Origin of the sequence: Paenarthrobacter sp. MSM-2-10-13 (genome assembly GCF_011605365.1) — a bacterium.
Classification (GTDB): domain Bacteria; phylum Actinomycetota; class Actinomycetes; order Actinomycetales; family Micrococcaceae; genus Arthrobacter.
Genome location: NZ_JAAOXO010000003.1, coordinates 50110 through 67068, shown reverse-complemented (window position 1 = coordinate 67068; position 16959 = coordinate 50110). Strand labels below are relative to the sequence as shown.

Here is a 16959-nt window from a genome sequence, read left to right as displayed (position 1 = left end):
TCGGAAAATGCGCTCCTTCTCTGTACCTGTAGCGGCTCTCACGGTGCCTGGGTCCATTGTTGGATTGCAGCATTCCGAAGCCGGGTTACCCGGGACATACCGAGCAAGGAGAGCCAGTACGTGAGCCCCGAAACCATCGGTCCCGCAGCGGTGATCGTTTTGGCCGCAGGTGCCGGAACGCGCATGAAGTCGCGGACTCCCAAGATCCTTCACGAAATCGGCGGCCGCTCCATGGTGGGCCACGCTCTTCTTGCCGCACGTGCCATTAATCCCCTGAAGCTGGCCTTGGTGGTCCGCCATGAGCGTGACCGCGTAGCCGAGCATGTCACAGGGCTTGACCCGGAAGCGCTGATTGTTGACCAGGACGACGTTCCCGGCACCGGCCGCGCAGTGGAAGTAGCGCTCAAGGCCTTGGATGCCGACGCCGAGCTTTCCGGCACGGTAGTGGTCACCTACGGCGATGTTCCGCTGCTGACTGGCCAGCTCCTTGGCGAACTGGTGGCAACCCACGAGGCTGAGGGCAACGCTGTCACAGTGCTGACCGCAGTGCTGGACGACGCCACCGGTTACGGCCGGATCCTGCGCGCCGACGACGGAACCGTCACCGGTATCCGCGAACACAAGGATGCCAGCGAAACCGAACGGACCATCCGCGAAGTCAACTCGGGCATCTACGCTTTTGATGCCGCCGTTTTGCGCACTGCCCTGGCGAAGGTCACCACAGACAACGCGCAGGGCGAGATGTACCTAACTGACGTCCTGGGCTTGGCCCGCGACGCAGGCGGCCGGGTGGCCGCCGTCGTCACTGAAGACCGCTGGCAGGTTGAAGGGGCGAACGACCGCATCCAGCTCTCTGCCCTGGGTGCCGAGCACAACCGCCGCATCATCGAATCCTGGATGCGCGCAGGGGTAACCGTGGTGGACCCCGCCACCACGTGGATCGACGCCACCGTCACCCTTGACGAAGACGTCCGCCTGCTGCCCAACACGCAACTGCACGGTTCAACCACAGTGGCGCGTGACGCCGTCGTGGGTCCCGATACGACGCTGACCGACGTGAACGTGGGTGAGGGTGCGAAGGTGATCCGCACGCACGGATCCGGTTCCACGATTGGCGCCAAGGCGAGCGTGGGGCCTTTCACCTATCTGCGCCCCGGCACTGTCCTTGGCGAGACCGGGAAGATCGGTGCGTTCTACGAAACCAAGAACGTCACCATTGGCCGCGGCTCCAAGCTGTCCCACCTGGGCTATGCCGGTGATGCCGAGATCGGCGAAGACACCAACATCGGTTGCGGCAACATCACGGCCAACTACGACGGCGAGAAGAAGCACCGCACGGTGATCGGCTCGGGCGTCCGTACAGGTTCCAACACGGTCTTCGTAGCTCCCGTGACCGTGGGCGACGGAGCCTACAGCGGCGCCGGGGCCGTCATCCGCAAGGATGTTCCCGCGGGCGCACTGGCCCTGAGCCTGGCCGCACAGCGGAACGCTGAAGGTTGGGTCATTGCCAACCGTCCGGGCACTGACTCCGCAAAGCTGGCTGAGGCTGCGCACGAGCTGACGTCCGCCTCCACATCCTCACAATCCCCGGCAACCACAGAAGAGGGCAAATAGGCATGAGCGAAATTACCGCACACGGCGAGAAGAAACTGATTCTCGCCGCCGGAAGGGCGCATCCGGAGCTGGCGCAGGAAATCGCGAAGGAGCTGGAGACCGAGCTCCTGCCGATCGACGCCTACGACTTCGCCAACGGGGAAATCTACGTCCGTTCGGCCGAGAGCGTCCGTGGCACCGATGCCTTCGTCATCCAGGCCCACCCGGCTCCGTTGAACAACTGGCTGATGGAGCAGTTGATCATGATCGACTCCCTCAAGCGGGCCTCGGCCAAGAGGATCACGGTAGTTTCCCCGTTCTACCCTTACTCCCGCCAGGACAAGAAGGGCCGTGGCCGCGAGCCCATCTCCGCCCGCTTGGTTGCCGACCTCTACAAGACTGCCGGCGCGGACCGCATCATGTCCGTTGATCTGCACACCTCGCAGATCCAGGGCTTCTTCGACGGCCCCGTTGACCACCTGATGGCCATCCCGCTGCTGGCTGACTACATCCGCACCAAGGTGGAAGCTGACAACATCACTGTTGTTTCCCCGGACACCGGCCGAGTCCGGGTTGCAGAGCAGTGGGCAGAGCGCCTGGGCGGCGCCCCGCTCGCGTTTGTTCACAAGAGCCGCGACCTCACCGTCCCCAACCAGGCCGTTTCCAAGACCGTTGTTGGCCAGGTTGAGGGACGCACCTGCGTGCTGATCGACGACATGATCGACACCGGTGGAACTATCTCCGGTGCCGTCCAGGTCCTGAAAAACGCCGGTGCCAAGGACGTCATCATTGCCTGCACCCACGCTGTCTTCTCCGATCCCGCAGCCCAGCGCCTTGCCGACTCCGGTGCCCGTGAAGTTGTGGTTACCAACACCCTGCCCATCCCGGCTGAGAAGCGCTTCCCGTCGCTGACGGTGTTGTCGATCGCTCCCTTGATTGCGCGCGCCATTCGTGAAGTGTTCGACGACGGTTCGGTCACCAGCCTGTTCGACGGCAAAGCCTAACGCCGGACTGCTGACTTAAGCGGGCCATCTGCCGCCTTCGGGCGTGCGGGTGGCCCGTTTTCTTTGGTCGTTTTCAGAAAGAGTGCGATCCGCTGCTAAACTTCTGGGGATACCTTGGCGAGGGAGAGCACATCCGGTCCGCATTATGTGGATCAGGGTTGCGAGTCTCCGTTATCGACTGGGTCTGCATCTCCTTCAACACAGGCGGAACGGCTGCTCGGCGGCCGATCTCAGCCGGGCGTAGAAGATCTCCAGACCTCCGCCCTTGCTGATAGACCAGCCCGGACTTTCCGGGTGACACAGTAATCAAGGAGTACACATGTCTGAGCAGAAGCTCACCGCAGAACTGCGCACCGAATTCGGCAAGGGTTTCGCCCGCCGTGCACGTATGGCCGGCCAGATCCCGGCTGTCATCTACGGTCACGGCGCAGAGCCGATCCACATCAACCTGCCGGGCCGTGCCACCACGCTGGCAGTGCGCGTTTCCAACGCCCTCCTCGCGATCGACGTCGACGGCGAGCAGCACCTCACGCTCGTCAAGGACATCCAGCGCGATCCCGTAAAGCAGATCATCGAGCACGTTGACCTCCAGACCGTGAAGGCCGGCGAGAAGGTTACCGTCGACATCGCCGTCCACGTTTCCGGTGAAGTTGCTCCGGGTGCCGTTGCCAGCCTCGAAGCCACCACGGTTTCCCTCGAAGCTGAAGCAACCCACGTTCCCACCGCCGTCGAGGTCAGCATCGAAGGCCTCAAGGCCGGCGAGAGCATCCACGCCTCTGACCTGGTCCTGCCGAAGGGTTCCACCCTGCTCACCGAAGGCGACACCCTGGTTGTCCGCATCGCTGAAGCCGCTGGCTCGGAAGAAGAAGAAGACACGGAAGCTGCTGCCGAGTAGTCTTCTGACTGTTTGAGGCTTACGCCGTTCAGTGGCCGGGCACCCTTGGGTTCCCGGCCACTTTCTTCTTTGCCGTCCACCGTTTCGGCTGAACCCGCACACACTCCTAGGATGAGACCATGACTGACACTTGGCTGATTGTTGGCCTCGGCAACCCCGGCAGTGAGTACAGCAACAATCGGCACAATGTTGGCCAGATGGTGCTGGATGAACTTGCTTCCCGCATGGGTGGGAAGTTCAAGGTGCACAAAGCCCGGGCCCAGGTGGTTGAGGGGCGACTCGGTATCGGGGGTCCTCGCGTGGTGCTTGCCAAGCCCATGACGTACATGAACGTCTCTGGTGGACCCGTTGCAGGACTGTGCAACTTTTTTGACATTGCCCCGGACCATGTCATCGCAGTCCACGATGAGATTGATATCCCTTTTAACACAGTCAAGCTAAAACTTGGCGGTGGCGAGGGCGGCCACAATGGCCTGCGGGACATTTCAAAAGCACTCGCCACCAAGGATTATCTGCGCGTCCGAGTAGGCGTTGGCCGGCCACCAGGACGGATGGAGACAGCCGATTACGTTCTCCGCGATTTCGCTACCGCGGAGAAGAAGGAACTGCCGTTTCTCCTGGACGAGGCAGCTGACGCCGTGGAACTGCTCATGGACCAGGGCCTGCTCGCGGCGCAACAGAAGCACCACCCCGCCAAAGCTTGAGCAAATCTTGAGGAAAGCCTGAGGAAAGCCTGACGGTCCCGAGGACCTTTAGCCCTACAAACTGCGGGCGCCCGACGGTAGTGTGCATGGTACGCAGGTAAGCGGTGGGGGACTACCGCGAATGTGTAGCTAAGGATGCGGATGTCGGCGGAGTTGCTAAACAGGAGCGGTGGAGGCGCAGCGAGGGCTGCGGCTCCCGATCTGTTGGGCGGCCCAACAGACCGTCAAACATGGTCGCTGTTGGCCCGGAGCCACGATTTGTCCAAGGCGGGCAAGCATCTGGAATCACCCGATTCCTACGGCGTGGTCCTCACGGGGGAGCGGGGGATCGGAAAGTCGGGCCTGGCGAGGGCCGTGGTGTCCTCACTCGGCCCCAAAGTCCACAGCCTCCAGCTGCGTAACACTGTAGCCAGCGGTCAGACCCCCTACGGATGCCTTGGCTTCCTGCTTGCCCGGCTGCCTTCGGGGGCCGTGGGTTCGCCCACCGGCATACTGCACGCGGTCACCAACCTGATCAGGTCAGAGGCCGCCGGCCGGGAGACCGTGTTCATCGTGGACAACGCCGGCGGCATGGATCCCATGAGCACCGGGGTGCTGCTGAACCTTATGGCTACCGGCACCGCAAAAGTCATCGCCACCGTCCAACGCGCCAGTGACCTCCCCGCCGATTTCCACCGGCTGGTCCTTGAAGGAGTGCTGGGCGAGGTTCATCTGAACACCCTCAGCGAGGAACAGACCAAACAGGTCCTCGGCTCGGTTCTAGGCCATTACGTTTCTTCAACCCTGGTGGGTTCGCTGCACTCGGCCGTGGGCGGCAACCCCATGCTCCTGCATGCTCTTCTTGAGGAGCAGCGGCATTCGGGCAACCTGGTCCTCAACGACTCCGTCTGGACACTGCGTGATCGGATCAATCTTGAGGGTGCCACGGTGGTGGAGGACTTTGTCCGTTCCAGGCTGGCGCGCGAACCGCAAGCCAGCAGGACCGTCGTCGAAATCCTGGCCTGCGCGCAGCGCGCAACGTTACTGGATCTTGCAGCGATCTTCGGCGCCGACGTCCTGGTGGACATGGAAGAGGCGGCACTGCTGACGATAGAAAAGACCGGTGAGCACTGGGTCTCGCTCCGGGACCCGTATGTAGGAGAAGTTGTCCGGGGTTGGCTGAGCACCCGCCGCATGCGTGAGCTGCGCCTGATGCTGCACGGTCCCAAAGAACCCGAGCTGCAGGCCTTGGCGCCGCAGGATCTCTTGAGCTATGCGGCATGGATGCACGCGTCCGAGGATGAGCCGGCGCCGTCGCCCGCGCATGCGCTTGCGGCCGGGCGGGCGGCGTTGGATGACTACGATCCCAACTTCGCTATCCAATGCACCCTGTCGTTGGACCCTCAGGACAGTGAATGGGTGCCCGGACAGCGTCTGAAGGCTGCGGCCTACCTTATGCTGGACCTGCCACTGCATGCGGCCCAGGCCCTGGATGAAGTGCCCGAATCCCGCATGAGTGCCTTGGACCCCTTGGAGTTCGCTGAAGTCACCGCAGCAAAATGCCAGGCAATGACGTGGATCGACGGACGGTCCGGTATGGTGCCGGGAGTGATCGCCGCCTGCTTGGAGACGCTCGAATCCAAGGCCAAGGACTATCCCGCGCAGGCCATGGCAAAGGCGCGTAACCGCCTGCAGCTATGTAATTACGAGTACAAAACCTTCACTGGTGAGTACGCCGCCATGATTGAGGACTTGGAAGCCGAGCAGGCCAAGGATTCCTCGGAGGACCCTGAACACTGGCTCAAATCCTCCTTCTTCCTGATTGAGGCCCGCTGCATGCTGGGCAGGGAACTGGAGGCGCAACAACTTGCTCGAACCGTTTCACGGCACTTGGGGGACGTGGACCGCCCGGCACAGTTGGAGGAATCCTTCGCCAAGCATGCGTTCCTGGTGCTCCTGCTGTCCGGCCAATGGCGCAAATGTATCGAACTGATGCGCCGCACGCCCTCGGGCTCCTCACGCCTCCAATACAGGGGCGCGCTCACCGAACTGGGAATTGGGCTCGCATTCGCATACGCAGGTAAGCCAGCCAGCGCAATTGAACCCCTGCGATCGGCCGTCGCCCAGCTCGAACTGCGGCCCAGTATGAACATGAACAAGGTTGCTTACGCAGCCACCGCTTTTGCCTATGCTCAATTGGGCAATTCCGTGGAGGCCGGCCGATACCTTGACTTGTTCCGCACCTGCAGGGGAGTGGGGACCTTCTTCTCCGAATCCGTGGCTGAGTTTTGTGCAGAGATGGCCGGGCGCTGGATGGGAGACCCGGACGTGAAGCAACGTCTGTTGGCCCGGGTGCGGAACGACATGGAGCAGCAGCGGTTCACCACCGCCGGCATCAACCTTTTTGGGGCCACAGTGGAAGGCACGGATGAGGAATACCGGCTGCTGGAAGACATTGCCGGCCGACGCCAAGGACCGTTGGCCAAGATCTCCGGTGACCTTGCACGCGGCGCCCTGACGAAGAGCTCGCGCTCGCTGCTTGCGGCAGCAGACGCCGCAGCGGCACTGGATCTGCTGGTGGTTGAAGCCCGCTGCGTGGCCATGGCGCTTGACTTCGCCAGGGACGCCGGCGAGACCACGGCGGCCCGAACGGCACAGCTGCGGCTCGAAAGGTTGGAGCATTCCGTCCCGGCGTTACCGATCCAGCCACGCAGCGACGCGCCGGTATTGACCGAACGGGAACGCCAGATTGCTAAACTCGCGGGAAAGGGTGTCAGCAACCGCGAAATCGCGATGGATATTGGGGTGTCTGTGCGAACTGTAGAAGGTCATCTGTACCAGGTGTTCACCAAGCTCGGCGTATCGTCTCGGGGCGAGCTCAATGGGCTGCTGTGAACTGCGGCGTGCAACTTCCGTAGCCCCGGCGCGGGTTGCCCATGAGGGCTGAGCACCTTGTAGGCCGGGACGCGGAACTCGAACTGGCCATGGAGATCCTGAGGCAGGAAGGCGCCGGGGCTGTGCTTCTGGTTGCCGATTCCGGAATTGGCAAGACCGCCCTGGCAGCCGAAATCGCCGCCCGCCTGGCTGGGGAGATGGTGGTGATGCAGGTTCACGGGAGCCCTGCTTTGTCCGCGGTTCCCTATGGAGTCCTGGCTCCCTATCTCCTGGATCTTCCCGTGGAGCAGGCAACCTCGCCTGTGGCGATCCTGCGTGAGTTCTGGTCCCAGTTCGAGCAACGGCGTGGCGGGGAAGGTGCCCGCCTGCTGCTGATCGTGGACGATGCCCACGATCTCGATGAAGGTAGCACCCAGATTTTGGCCGAGCTGGTCACCGCCGGATGGGCGCGGCTGGTAGCCACCAGCAGGCCCAGGCCCGGCTTGCCTGCGGCGTTGCTGCAACTCTGGTATGACGGATTGGCAGAGCGCTTGGAGCTCCATCCGCTGGATCAGGTCACTGTTACGGAGCTGGCGGAAAAGACCCTTGGGGGAGCGGTCATGTCCAGTGCGGCCGAAGCCCTGCACGCCATGTCCGAGGGCAACCCCTTGCTGCTTCACTGCCTCCTGGAGGACTCCAGGACTGATGGAAACCTGGTCCGTCGGAACGGAGTGTGGCTCCTGACCCGTGCACTTTCCGGGGACGGGGAAAGCCTTGCTGATGTAGTCCGCAACAGGGTCCTGCGTACCAGCGAAGCCGAACGGGAGGCGATGTACGTCATTGCCTTATCCGAGCCCGTCCCCGCCGCGGTGTTGGATACGCTGGTAGGCAGGGACACCGTACGGGCGTTGATGGATAACCGGCTTGTGGTCTCTGCCAACGGACCCGGCGGGCCCCTCAGGATGTGGCACCCCATGTACGGTGAGGCGCTCCGGCAGATCGTTTCGCCCGCCCGCAGCCTGCAGATCCGCCAGCGCATGGTGCAGCAATTTCCAGGAGAACCGTCCACGGAGGAGGGCCTGCTGCGCATGGTGGGCTGGGCCCTGGACTGTGGTGCCGACGTCGATGATGAACGGCTGCTGCAGGCAGCCTTCCTGGCCGCCAAGACGCTCCAGTACCCGCTGGCATTAGCGGCGGCTGCCAAGGTCCGCTCGGAGGAGTTGCGCCCGCGGGCACGCGCCGTCATGGCCATGGTCAAATACAACGACGGCGACTACCGCGGTGCCGTCCGACTGTTGGAGGAAGGTTCCGGGTTCCTGGATGCTGACGCGGCCGGCCCCGTGGGCGCAGGCCTGCTGTGGGCTGCCGCGCGCGCCGCCGCGGGAGACTCGCCGGCTGACATTGTGGCTGATGCCTGGGCCGCGGCAAAAGCCCTGATGGGTGAGCGGGAGTCGTCGGATTCTGTGCTCCAACGGGTCGAAGGGCACGTCCGGGCAGTGGAATTGGCGGTCCTGGCCAGTGACGGCCACTACGAGGAACTCCGCGAGGGCCTGGACCGGTTTGCCGAGAAGTTTGCAACGGATGGCCCCGATCTTGCCCTGAACCGGATATTCCTTCGTGCGATGCAGTGCGAGCTGTTGACGGTGGAGGGCCAAGCCGTGGAGGCGCTGGACGCCGGGCGTGAAGCTTTGCTGCTGTTGGACGAGCACCACCATGAGATTCTCTACATCAGCGACTTCGTGCTGCTGCGCTACACGCTTGCCGCCTTGGAGGCTGGAGACTGGGAGGCAGCCGGGACTGCCCTGGACCGGTACGGTGCTGCCACGGCCAGGGGGCTGATCTATTTTGGCGGTGATCTTGAGGCGCTCAAAGGCTTGTCATTGCTGCGTCAGGGCCGATTGGAGAAGGCCGAGGAACTGCTGACGCCCGCCGTCGAGGCTCTCCGCGTCAGGGACCCGCTGCAGCTGCGAAGCCTTGGAACGGCCCTTGCCTTCTACGCGGCGGCCAGGTCCGGCAACGCATCGCTGGCCAGCCGACTGGAGAGCGAGCAGTGTGGTGCTGCCGCCGGTGGTGCCTACGTTGAGGCCCTTGCGGAGCTGTTCCGCCTTGCTGGCGAGGAACTTCTCAGCAAGGGCACCGGGCTGCCGAAACTTAGTGGTCTACCGGAATCGGGTCATCTTCATCGGCTGCCGGGCATTCTGCTCCAAAACCTGGTCCTCAGGGCTGAAGCCGGGGACGTCCAGGCCTTGGAGTCAATCCAGGAAACGGCGTCGTCGATGGCAGGAAGCTGGGCAACCGGCTGGCAGTCCCTGGCGGCGGCGCAGTTGCGCGGTGAGGGCCAAGGGCTGGTGAACGCAGGCAACCTCCTGGCAGCATCCGGGATGCCCGGGCCGGCCGCCGTAGCGTTCGACAAAGCGGCTGTGACTTTCGACGCCGAAGGCAAACGCCCGGAAGCGCGACAAGCTGCGGTACTGCGGGATGTCAATGAGGCAACCCTGGGCGACGCCCTGGTCCACGACCCCCAAACCGAGGCGGACCGGTCTGTGCCACTGACCCGACGCGAGCAGGACATTGTGGCATTGGCTGTTTCGGGCCTGACCGACCGTCAAATTGCCGAGAAACTCATGGTTTCGGTCCGGACCGTGGAAGGCCACTTGTACCGGAGCTACGCCAAACTGGGTATCCGCAGGCGGGAAGACCTGGGTGCTGCCGTCCGTCACTGACGACGCCGCCTGAGTACCTGCAAAATCGCCGTTAAAGCAGCTGCCCTTGGAATCGCGCGGGATTTAACCAATCAATGGAGTAATGCGCGGGTATTTCGTGTCGCAACCAAGTAGTGCCCTGTCCGGGGACTGAGTACAACAGAGTACCGGCGGGAAAAAAGCGGCCCACTTTTCGAGTACCAACTACTGATGTACGGCATGTTGCGCCCCGGCAGTATTGATCTTGGAAGAACGGTTCAGCCCCAAGCATCACCGGGATTCCGGAAATCGCATCACCCGCATCGGAGGTCTCTTGAGCCGATGCTCCGGCCATCGAAAGGTGGTCCGGCCCTGTACGAAGCCGGCGGCGACAGAGTCTTCTGAGACCGAGACTCTCCCCCCAGCCGCCGCCGGCTTCTAGGACAGGGATCCGCGCACCGCGGAACCCAAAAACCCTTCCCGGATCATGGGACTGCTGCTATTGGAGTGTGCATGTTGCCGGACCCTTGGCTGGACGAAGACACCGTCACAGCCGGTCTGAGGCCATCAACATTTCCCGATAGAACGCAACTTCTAAACCTCATCCTCTCGGCAGTCCCGTCCCCGTCCACCAGCGGCATCGTGGTGGTGGGAGAGCGGGGCTCCGGAAAGAGCCACCTTCTTCTTTCCGTCAAAGAGGGACTTCCCGAGACCGTCGACGTCCGCACCTTCAGCGGAAAACCGGAACGCCGGGCCCTTCAATTCGGCGCTTTAGGCGCCGTTTCGGCAACGGCAGGGGCAACGGCAGGGGCGGCGGCAGCGGCCGACGAGGCCGTGGCGCCGGGCCTGCACGTTCTCCGGGCCCTGACCAGTACTCTGGGGCCGGCCGACTACTTGTACACACCCTCACGCGGACGACGCCGGAACAAGCGGCACGTTCAACCGGCACGGCCGCAGCTGGTCCTGTTGGTGGACGACATCCACTACATCGATCCGGCCTCACTGGCGGTCCTGCTGCAACTCATTCCGGGCTTCGGTGCCACCTTGGTGGCCACGGCGGAAAGCCGACACCCCCTCCCGCCTGATCTTTACCAGCTCTGGGAAGACGGCTTCCTGGAGCAGTACTTCCTCCCACCCTTTACCTTCAGTGAGGCACACGCTTTGTGCCAGTCCATCCTTGGCGGGCATGTCCAGCGACGCGCGAGCAGCCTCCTTGCCGCAATGAGCGGTTTCAACGTGGGATTGCTGTGCCTGGCGGTCGACGACGCGCGCCGCTCCGGGTTCCTGGTCCGGGTTGATGGTTACTGGACCATCGATGTCCGGGCCCGCTGTGAATGGCCCGGCGTGGTTGAGCATGTCCGGGCGGAGAACATTTCGCGCCCCCCTGAAGAGCGCCAGGCGCTCGAACTCATCGCGCTCTCAGAGCCCGTGGCGCTTGAGGTGGTGGAGCGTCACTTCGGTCAGAAAGCCATTGAACATCTCCTCACCAATCACCACATCAGGCTGCTGCCAGGCTCGCCCCCGCTGCTCAGCACAAGTTCCTGGCTGCGCGGGGAGGGGACCAGGCTGTCCGTGCCGCGCTCGCGGAGCATGGCCCTTCGGCTGGGCGTGGAGGAACCTGAGCTGACTACGGAGACGGCGCCTGCCCTGCTGCGATGGATCACGTGGACCCTGGACTGCGGGCTGAGCCTCTCCGACGAACTTCTCCTTGCTGCCGCACCCGCCGCTGACAGGCCGTCCACCGCCGAGCTTGCTCTGAGGGCCGCCTCGGCAGTGACGGGCGAGGATCACCTGGACGAGGCCAGACTGGTCAGGGCGCGGGCATTGATCGCCGAGGGCCACCTCCAGGAAGCAGGTCCGGAACTTCGGCAGCTGGCAACCGCGGGCGGGATCCCTGAAGTGAAGATCGATGCCGCGCACCGGTTGCTGGCTCTGGGGCTGCTGGGTGCTGCATCCCTACCTGCCGGGTCTGAGTTCACCCATCAGCGGCCGGGGGAGCCCACTGACGCCGCCCTATTGATCATGAACAATGTGCGCGAAGCCGAGCGTCTGCTGCTGTCCGGGGCCGCCCCGGAAGCCTTGAAAAGGTCAACAGCAGCCATGGAAGCCATCAACGCCGATCCCACCTTGAACATGTTCCTGCCGGGGGTACTGCTCCGGCACGTGATGGGCCTGCGGTACAACCTGGCCTGGGAACCGGCGGATCCGCTGGTGGATACTCCCGCCCATTACACCCTGCCGATGCACCTCTCGGCGTGCCTGGACGTCGCCCGCGGTTACGTCCAGCTCAGCCAGGGACTCCCGCGTGCAGCCCGTGCCACCTTGGAACCGGTCCTGGCAGAACTGCACGACGCCGGTCTGCCGCCAGTCCTTGCTCTGGCTGCGGCCCTGCTGGCCTACTCCGAGGCGCTGTGCGGGAACACCCGGCAGGCTTTGGCCAAGGCCCGGCAGAGCATGACTGCGCAGGAAGCCGCCGGGGTGTCCGTTCAGCATGACTCCGACCAAGCAGCAGGACATTCAGCGGATCCGTCCGGACTCTTCACTCAACATGCTCTGGGGGCACAGCCTGGTCTGTTGTCGCAACTCGCTGCCGTGTACGTCGCAGCGGCGCAGGACCAGGTTGCCGGGACGTCAACACACCTGATGGCTCTGGCGGAACATGTGCACGCCCAAGGCAGCATCCTGATGGAGGCAGAGGTGTTCTCCCTCCTGACACTTAACCCGGCCAGTGCCGCCGTCGACGATCCCGCGATCCAGCGACGCCTTGGCGCGCTGGCAGCAACTGTTCATGGTCCGGGCGGGGCAGCATGGGGGACGTTTGCAGCCGCTCTGGTGGGCAACGACCCCAAAGCACTTGAAGCGGCGGGCCGGAGCCTGTCCGCGGACCGGCAGTTTGCCCACGCCGCCCTGTGCTATTCCCGGGCCGCAGCGGGTTACGAGGCCAGGACCCGGGCTGCCGCCAGCCGCCGGGCCTCGGTGCTCCTGGGGAGGCTCCGGGCCGCCTTCGATAGCGGGATGGTTCCACCGCTGGGCTGGGTGCCCGGGAGGGCCGGCGGCTGAACGTGCTGTACGGCACACCTGCGGCACCGCACGGCAGGGGCCACCGTGGGATAATGAGGAGTCCCTGAAGGATTTCCAAGGAGCGTCCCTTGACTGCCGTATCAACTCCCGCCTCACTGCAGCGATCCATGCATGCCATGGACAACGCGGAGGTGTTGCGGATCCGGAATGATTTCCCGGTGCTGGACCAGCTGGTCAACGGCAAACCCTTGATCTACCTGGACTCCGGCGCTACATCGCAAAATCCGCTCAGTGTCATCGAAGCCGAGCAGGAGTACTACGAGCAACGCAACGCCGCTGTTCATCGTGGCGCCCACCACCTTGCCGTGGAAGCCACGGAGGTCTTCGAGGACGCCCGCCAGGCCGTGGCGGATTTCATCGGTGCGCAGTACGAGGAAACAGTGTGGACCTCCAACGCCACCGAGGGCCTGAACCTCATCAGCTACGCCCTGTCCAACGCCGCTCTCTGGGCAGCACAGGGAAGGGGTGGGTCCGCGCTGAAGGACCTGGCCATCGGTCCGGGCGATGAGATCGTGGTCACCGAAATGGAACACCACGCCAACCTGATTCCCTGGCAGGAACTGGCGTTCCGGACCGGCGCCACCCTGAAGTACATCCCGATTGCGGACGACGGCACCTTGCAGCTTGATGCCGCCGCGGAAATCGTGGGGGAGCGGACCAAGCTCCTTGCCTTCAGCCACGCATCCAACGTCCTGGGCACCATCAACCCCGTCGCCGAGCTCGTAGCCATGGCCCGCCGCGTCGGTGCTTTGGTGGTCCTGGACGCTTGCCAGTCCGTTCCGCACATGGCTGTGGACGTCAAAGGACTGGATGTCGATTTCGCCGTGTTCTCCGGCCACAAGATGCTGGCCCCCACCGGGGTAGGGGTGCTTTACGGCAAGCAGGAACTCCTGGATGTGTTGCCGCCGTTCCTGACGGGCGGATCCATGATTACTACGGTCACCATGGAACGGGCCGAGTACCTGCCGGCACCGCAGCGGTTCGAAGCCGGAACCCAGCGCATCTCCCAGGCCGTTGCGCTCGCAACCGCCGTGAACTACCTCACCGAGACCGGGATCGACCGCATCCATGCGTGGGAGTCGACGCTGGGCCAGCGTCTGGTGAAGGGGCTTGAGGCAATCGAGGGCATCCGCGTCGTCGGTCCGGCCTCAGGGTCTGAAAGGATCGGCCTGGCAGCTTTCGACGTCGCCGGCGTCCACGCGCACGACGTCGGACAGTTCCTTGATGACCGCGGCATCGCCGTTCGCGTCGGTCACCACTGCGCCCAGCCGCTGCACCGGCGCCTGGGCCTGACGGCAACCACCCGCGCCAGCACCTACCTCTACAACACCACGGACGACGTCGACGCTTTCCTGGACGCAGTTTCGGGTGTCCGGGCCTACTTCCAGGCCTGACACGCGGCACAGGCCTTTGGCCGCACAGCCGTCAACCAACGATTTTCCCCAGAAGAGGCACCAAGCATCATGAGTCTTGACCAGCTGTACCAACAGATCATCCTGGACCACTCCAAGCAGCGGCACGGCAGCGGCCTCGCGGAAACGGGTGCGCCGGACGGTACATCCACCGGGCAATCGCACCAGCTGAACCCTGTGTGCGGGGATGAGGTGACGCTGCGGCTCGCAGTCTCCGACGGAACCGTTCAGCAGATCCGCTGGGACGGTGCGGGCTGCTCCATCTCCATGGCCTCAGCTTCTGTGCTTAGCGAACTTGGCGAGGGCATGTCCGTGGAGGAGCTCCACTCGGTCATCGATAATTTCCGCGAGGTGCTCCGGTCCCGCGGAAAAGTACAGGCAGACCCGGAGATCCTGGGCGATGCCGCCGCCTTCGAAGGCGTGGCCCGTTACGCGGCACGCGTGAAATGCGCCATGATCTCCTGGGTTGCCGCTGAGGACGCGCTCAACCAGGCCACCGCCTAGCTTCTAGCGGAGCACCTCCGCCTTAGGCGCGGGCAAAAACGTCAGGTACGCCGTCGGCGTCGTCGTCCCGTTCTTCGTCTGCCTGCACTTGGCGGTAGCGCCGGTTGCGGGCCTTAAGCACGACGGCGGCCAGCAGCGCCGAGATCAAGGAGCCTGCCAGGATGGCCACTTTGGCGTGGTCGTTATGGGCGGAGCCGGCGCCGAAGCTCAATTCGCCGATCAGCAATGAGACCGTGAAACCGATGCCGGCCAGCAGTGCCAGCCCGAAGAGGTCGATCCAGGCGATGCTGGAGTCCAGGCTTGCGCGCGTGGTTTTGGTGACCAGGAACGTGGTGCCGAAGACACCCACGGCCTTGCCCACCACCAATGCTGCAACAATCCCGAGCGCCACGGGGTCCCTGAGGGTGGCTCCCATGCCGTCCAGTCCGCCCAAGGCCACGCCTGCGGAGAAGAACGCGAAAACAGGTACGGCAAAGCCTGCCGAGAAGGGGCGTAGTTTGTGTTCGAGGTGCTCGGCCAGGCCCTCTGCCGGTTCTCCCTTTTTGCCGCTGGCCAGGACGGGAACGGCGAAGCCCAACAGCACTCCGGCCACGGTGGCGTGGATACCGGAGGCGTGGACGAAGCCCCACGTGGCCAAAGCAAGGGGCAGCAAGAGGTACCAGCTGCGGATCCGCTTCTGCACAAGGAACGTGAAGAGGGCAAACGGCACCAGGGCGGCCAAAAGCATGAGCGGCTGGAGCCCCGTGGAGTAGAAGAAGGCGATGATGCCGATGGCGATGAGGTCGTCCACCACGGCGAGCGTCAGCAGGAATGTCCGCAGTGCGGCGGGCAGGTGCGTGTTGATGACGGCCAGCACCGCAAGGGCGAAGGCGATGTCCGTGGCTGTGGGAATAGCCCAGCCTTTGAGCGTCTCTCCGGCTGTTCCCAGGTTGAAGAGGACGTAGATCAGGGCCGGCACCACCACGCCACCAACAGCAGCAGCGACGGGGACAACGGCTTTGGAAGGTTTACGGAGTTCCCCGGCCACGAATTCGCGTTTGAGTTCAAGTCCTGCCAGGAAGAAGAACACCGCCAGCAGGCCATCCGAAGCCCAGTGGCCAAGGCTCAATTCAAGATGCCAGGGTTCGTAGCCGATCTTGACGTCTCGGAGTGCGAAATAGCCGTCTGCTGCAGGGGAGTTCGCCCAGATGAGCGCCACCACGGTAGCTGCCAGAAGGAGTGCGCCGCCCACCGTTTCCGTACGGAGAATGGAGAGGATCCGGCGATATTCGGGGTATGTGGAGCGCGAGAAGACTTTGCTGGAGCTGCCGGAGTCGGGCTCGGGTGCTGCGGGCTGGCTCGATGGGTGGGGCACTGGGGCTCCTCAAGAGTGGGCGGGCATTCGCGGTACGGCAAAAGAACCGCCGACCAGACTTCCCGGCACACCACTACCCATCCTACCCAACTGAGTCGCAGTAGTGCGCGTTGTGAGCTCTCAGAACGCGCACTACTGCGACTCAGTTGGGTGAGGATTAGGCGATCAGGCCCGCGATCCCTATGCCCGCCGTCGCGAGTCCGAGCACCATGGAGATGGTGACCAGCACAACGTGGACCGTGAGGAACTTGGTGGCCTTCCCGGCTGCATCGCGGGCGCGGGGGTCCTTCATGACGCGCTTGAGGAACTGCGGCCACACCACCAAGGACCAGACGCCGGCAACGATCAGGACGATCGCCAGGATTGCGGGGATCTCCACGCTAGTGGCTTTCGAGCCAGGCCTGGGCCTGCTGCGACTGGATTCCCAGGGCCTTGCCAACCATGGGCTCTGCGGCATCGGCGATCTTGCCACCGAGGAACGGAACCGAGGAGGTCACGTTGCCTTCAAGCTCGATCCGGGTGCTGCCGCCTTCGGCCACCAGACGCTGCACCGCAGAGACATCGAGCGGAGCGCCGGCGATCTTCAGGTCAATGGTGCTGGACCGTGAACCGTCGGCAGCCGGGGCTTCCCACTTCTCGGTCTGGGTGACCTTGAGCGTTTCGCCAACGAACTTGCGTGCGATGTCCGGCAGGCGCGTGGTGGGCAGCGTACGAACCGTGGTGGTGGTGAAAGCGCCGGCGGTGTCGCCGTCAACGGTGAACGATTCCAAGGAGCCGCCCACGTATTCGCTGGTGTGACGCAGGAAATCCTCGTTGACAAAGACTGCGGCTACGCGGTCAACGCTGTGGGGCAGGGTGGTGGATGCACTCAGGGCCAT

The 16959-nt window shown here is 63.8% G+C and carries 12 protein-coding genes; 9 read left to right on the top strand and 3 right to left on the bottom strand.

The features are described 5' to 3' along the window. Positions 1–120 precede the first annotated feature (120 nt). From glmU to sufU, 9 genes are all read left to right on the top strand, one after another. A complete protein-coding gene (gene glmU / locus HAV21_RS08650; RefSeq protein ID WP_166841417.1) occupies positions 121–1614 on the top strand; it encodes a bifunctional UDP-N-acetylglucosamine diphosphorylase/glucosamine-1-phosphate N-acetyltransferase GlmU in 1494 nt (497 codons plus the stop codon). 2 nt (positions 1615–1616) lie between these two features. Then, positions 1617–2597 carry a ribose-phosphate diphosphokinase gene (locus HAV21_RS08645; RefSeq protein WP_011774071.1) on the top strand — a complete coding sequence of 327 codons (981 nt, stop codon included), beginning with the start codon at positions 1617–1619 and terminating at the stop codon, positions 2595–2597. A 319-nt stretch (positions 2598–2916) separates the two neighbouring features. Further along, positions 2917–3492, top strand: coding sequence for a 50S ribosomal protein L25/general stress protein Ctc (locus tag HAV21_RS08640; RefSeq protein ID WP_142939832.1), 576 nt, complete (start codon positions 2917–2919; stop codon positions 3490–3492). Between the two features lie 119 nt (positions 3493–3611). Then, positions 3612–4196, top strand: coding sequence for an aminoacyl-tRNA hydrolase (gene pth / locus HAV21_RS08635; protein ID WP_142939831.1), 585 nt, complete (start codon positions 3612–3614; stop codon positions 4194–4196). A gap of 141 nt (positions 4197–4337) precedes the next feature. After that, positions 4338–7070, top strand: a complete 2733-nt coding sequence (locus HAV21_RS08630) for a LuxR C-terminal-related transcriptional regulator (protein WP_243753191.1) — start codon at positions 4338–4340, stop codon at positions 7068–7070. 41 nt (positions 7071–7111) lie between these two features. Beyond that, complete coding sequence (locus HAV21_RS08625) at positions 7112–9772, top strand: LuxR family transcriptional regulator (RefSeq protein WP_166841415.1); 2661 nt, start codon at positions 7112–7114, stop codon at positions 9770–9772. Between the two features lie 471 nt (positions 9773–10243). Next, on the top strand, positions 10244–12790 hold the full coding sequence (locus tag HAV21_RS08620) for an ATP-binding protein (protein ID WP_166841414.1): 2547 nt from the start codon (positions 10244–10246) through the stop codon (positions 12788–12790). An 89-nt stretch (positions 12791–12879) separates the two neighbouring features. Continuing rightward, positions 12880–14205: a cysteine desulfurase gene (locus HAV21_RS08615; RefSeq protein ID WP_142939827.1), complete on the top strand. Its 1326-nt coding sequence runs from the start codon at positions 12880–12882 to the stop codon at positions 14203–14205. 69 nt (positions 14206–14274) lie between these two features. After that, positions 14275–14727: a Fe-S cluster assembly sulfur transfer protein SufU gene (gene sufU / locus HAV21_RS08610; protein ID WP_142939826.1), complete on the top strand. Its 453-nt coding sequence runs from the start codon at positions 14275–14277 to the stop codon at positions 14725–14727. Positions 14728–14749: 22 nt separating this feature from the next. On the opposite strand, the gene nhaA is transcribed toward sufU, so the two are convergent. The 3 genes from nhaA to HAV21_RS08595 all read right to left on the bottom strand — a co-directional run bounded on the left by nhaA (position 14750) and on the right by HAV21_RS08595 (position 16959). After that, on the bottom strand, positions 14750–16081 hold the full coding sequence (nhaA, locus tag HAV21_RS08605) for a Na+/H+ antiporter NhaA (protein WP_166841413.1): 1332 nt from the start codon (positions 16079–16081) through the stop codon (positions 14750–14752). A 157-nt stretch (positions 16082–16238) separates the two neighbouring features. After that, the gene (locus tag HAV21_RS08600; RefSeq protein ID WP_142939824.1) at positions 16239–16460 is read right to left on the bottom strand and encodes a hypothetical protein; all 222 of its coding nucleotides are present in this window, start codon (positions 16458–16460) and stop codon (positions 16239–16241) included. Position 16461: 1 nt separating this feature from the next. Continuing rightward, on the bottom strand, positions 16462–16959 hold the full coding sequence (locus HAV21_RS08595; protein ID WP_142939823.1) for a DUF2505 domain-containing protein: 498 nt from the start codon (positions 16957–16959) through the stop codon (positions 16462–16464).

Coding starts and splice junctions, on each gene's coding strand:
- HAV21_RS08595 (WP_142939823.1), bottom strand. CDS start 16,959: ATGGCCCTGAGTGCATCCACCACCCTGCCCCACAGCGTTGACCGCGTA.
- HAV21_RS08645 (WP_011774071.1), top strand. CDS start 1,617: ATGAGCGAAATTACCGCACACGGCGAGAAGAAACTGATTCTCGCCGCC.
- HAV21_RS08630 (WP_243753191.1), top strand. CDS start 4,338: ATGTCGGCGGAGTTGCTAAACAGGAGCGGTGGAGGCGCAGCGAGGGCT.
- sufU (WP_142939826.1), top strand. CDS start 14,275: ATGAGTCTTGACCAGCTGTACCAACAGATCATCCTGGACCACTCCAAG.
- HAV21_RS08620 (WP_166841414.1), top strand. CDS start 10,244: ATGTTGCCGGACCCTTGGCTGGACGAAGACACCGTCACAGCCGGTCTG.
- pth (WP_142939831.1), top strand. CDS start 3,612: ATGACTGACACTTGGCTGATTGTTGGCCTCGGCAACCCCGGCAGTGAG.
- HAV21_RS08640 (WP_142939832.1), top strand. CDS start 2,917: ATGTCTGAGCAGAAGCTCACCGCAGAACTGCGCACCGAATTCGGCAAG.
- HAV21_RS08625 (WP_166841415.1), top strand. CDS start 7,112: ATGAGGGCTGAGCACCTTGTAGGCCGGGACGCGGAACTCGAACTGGCC.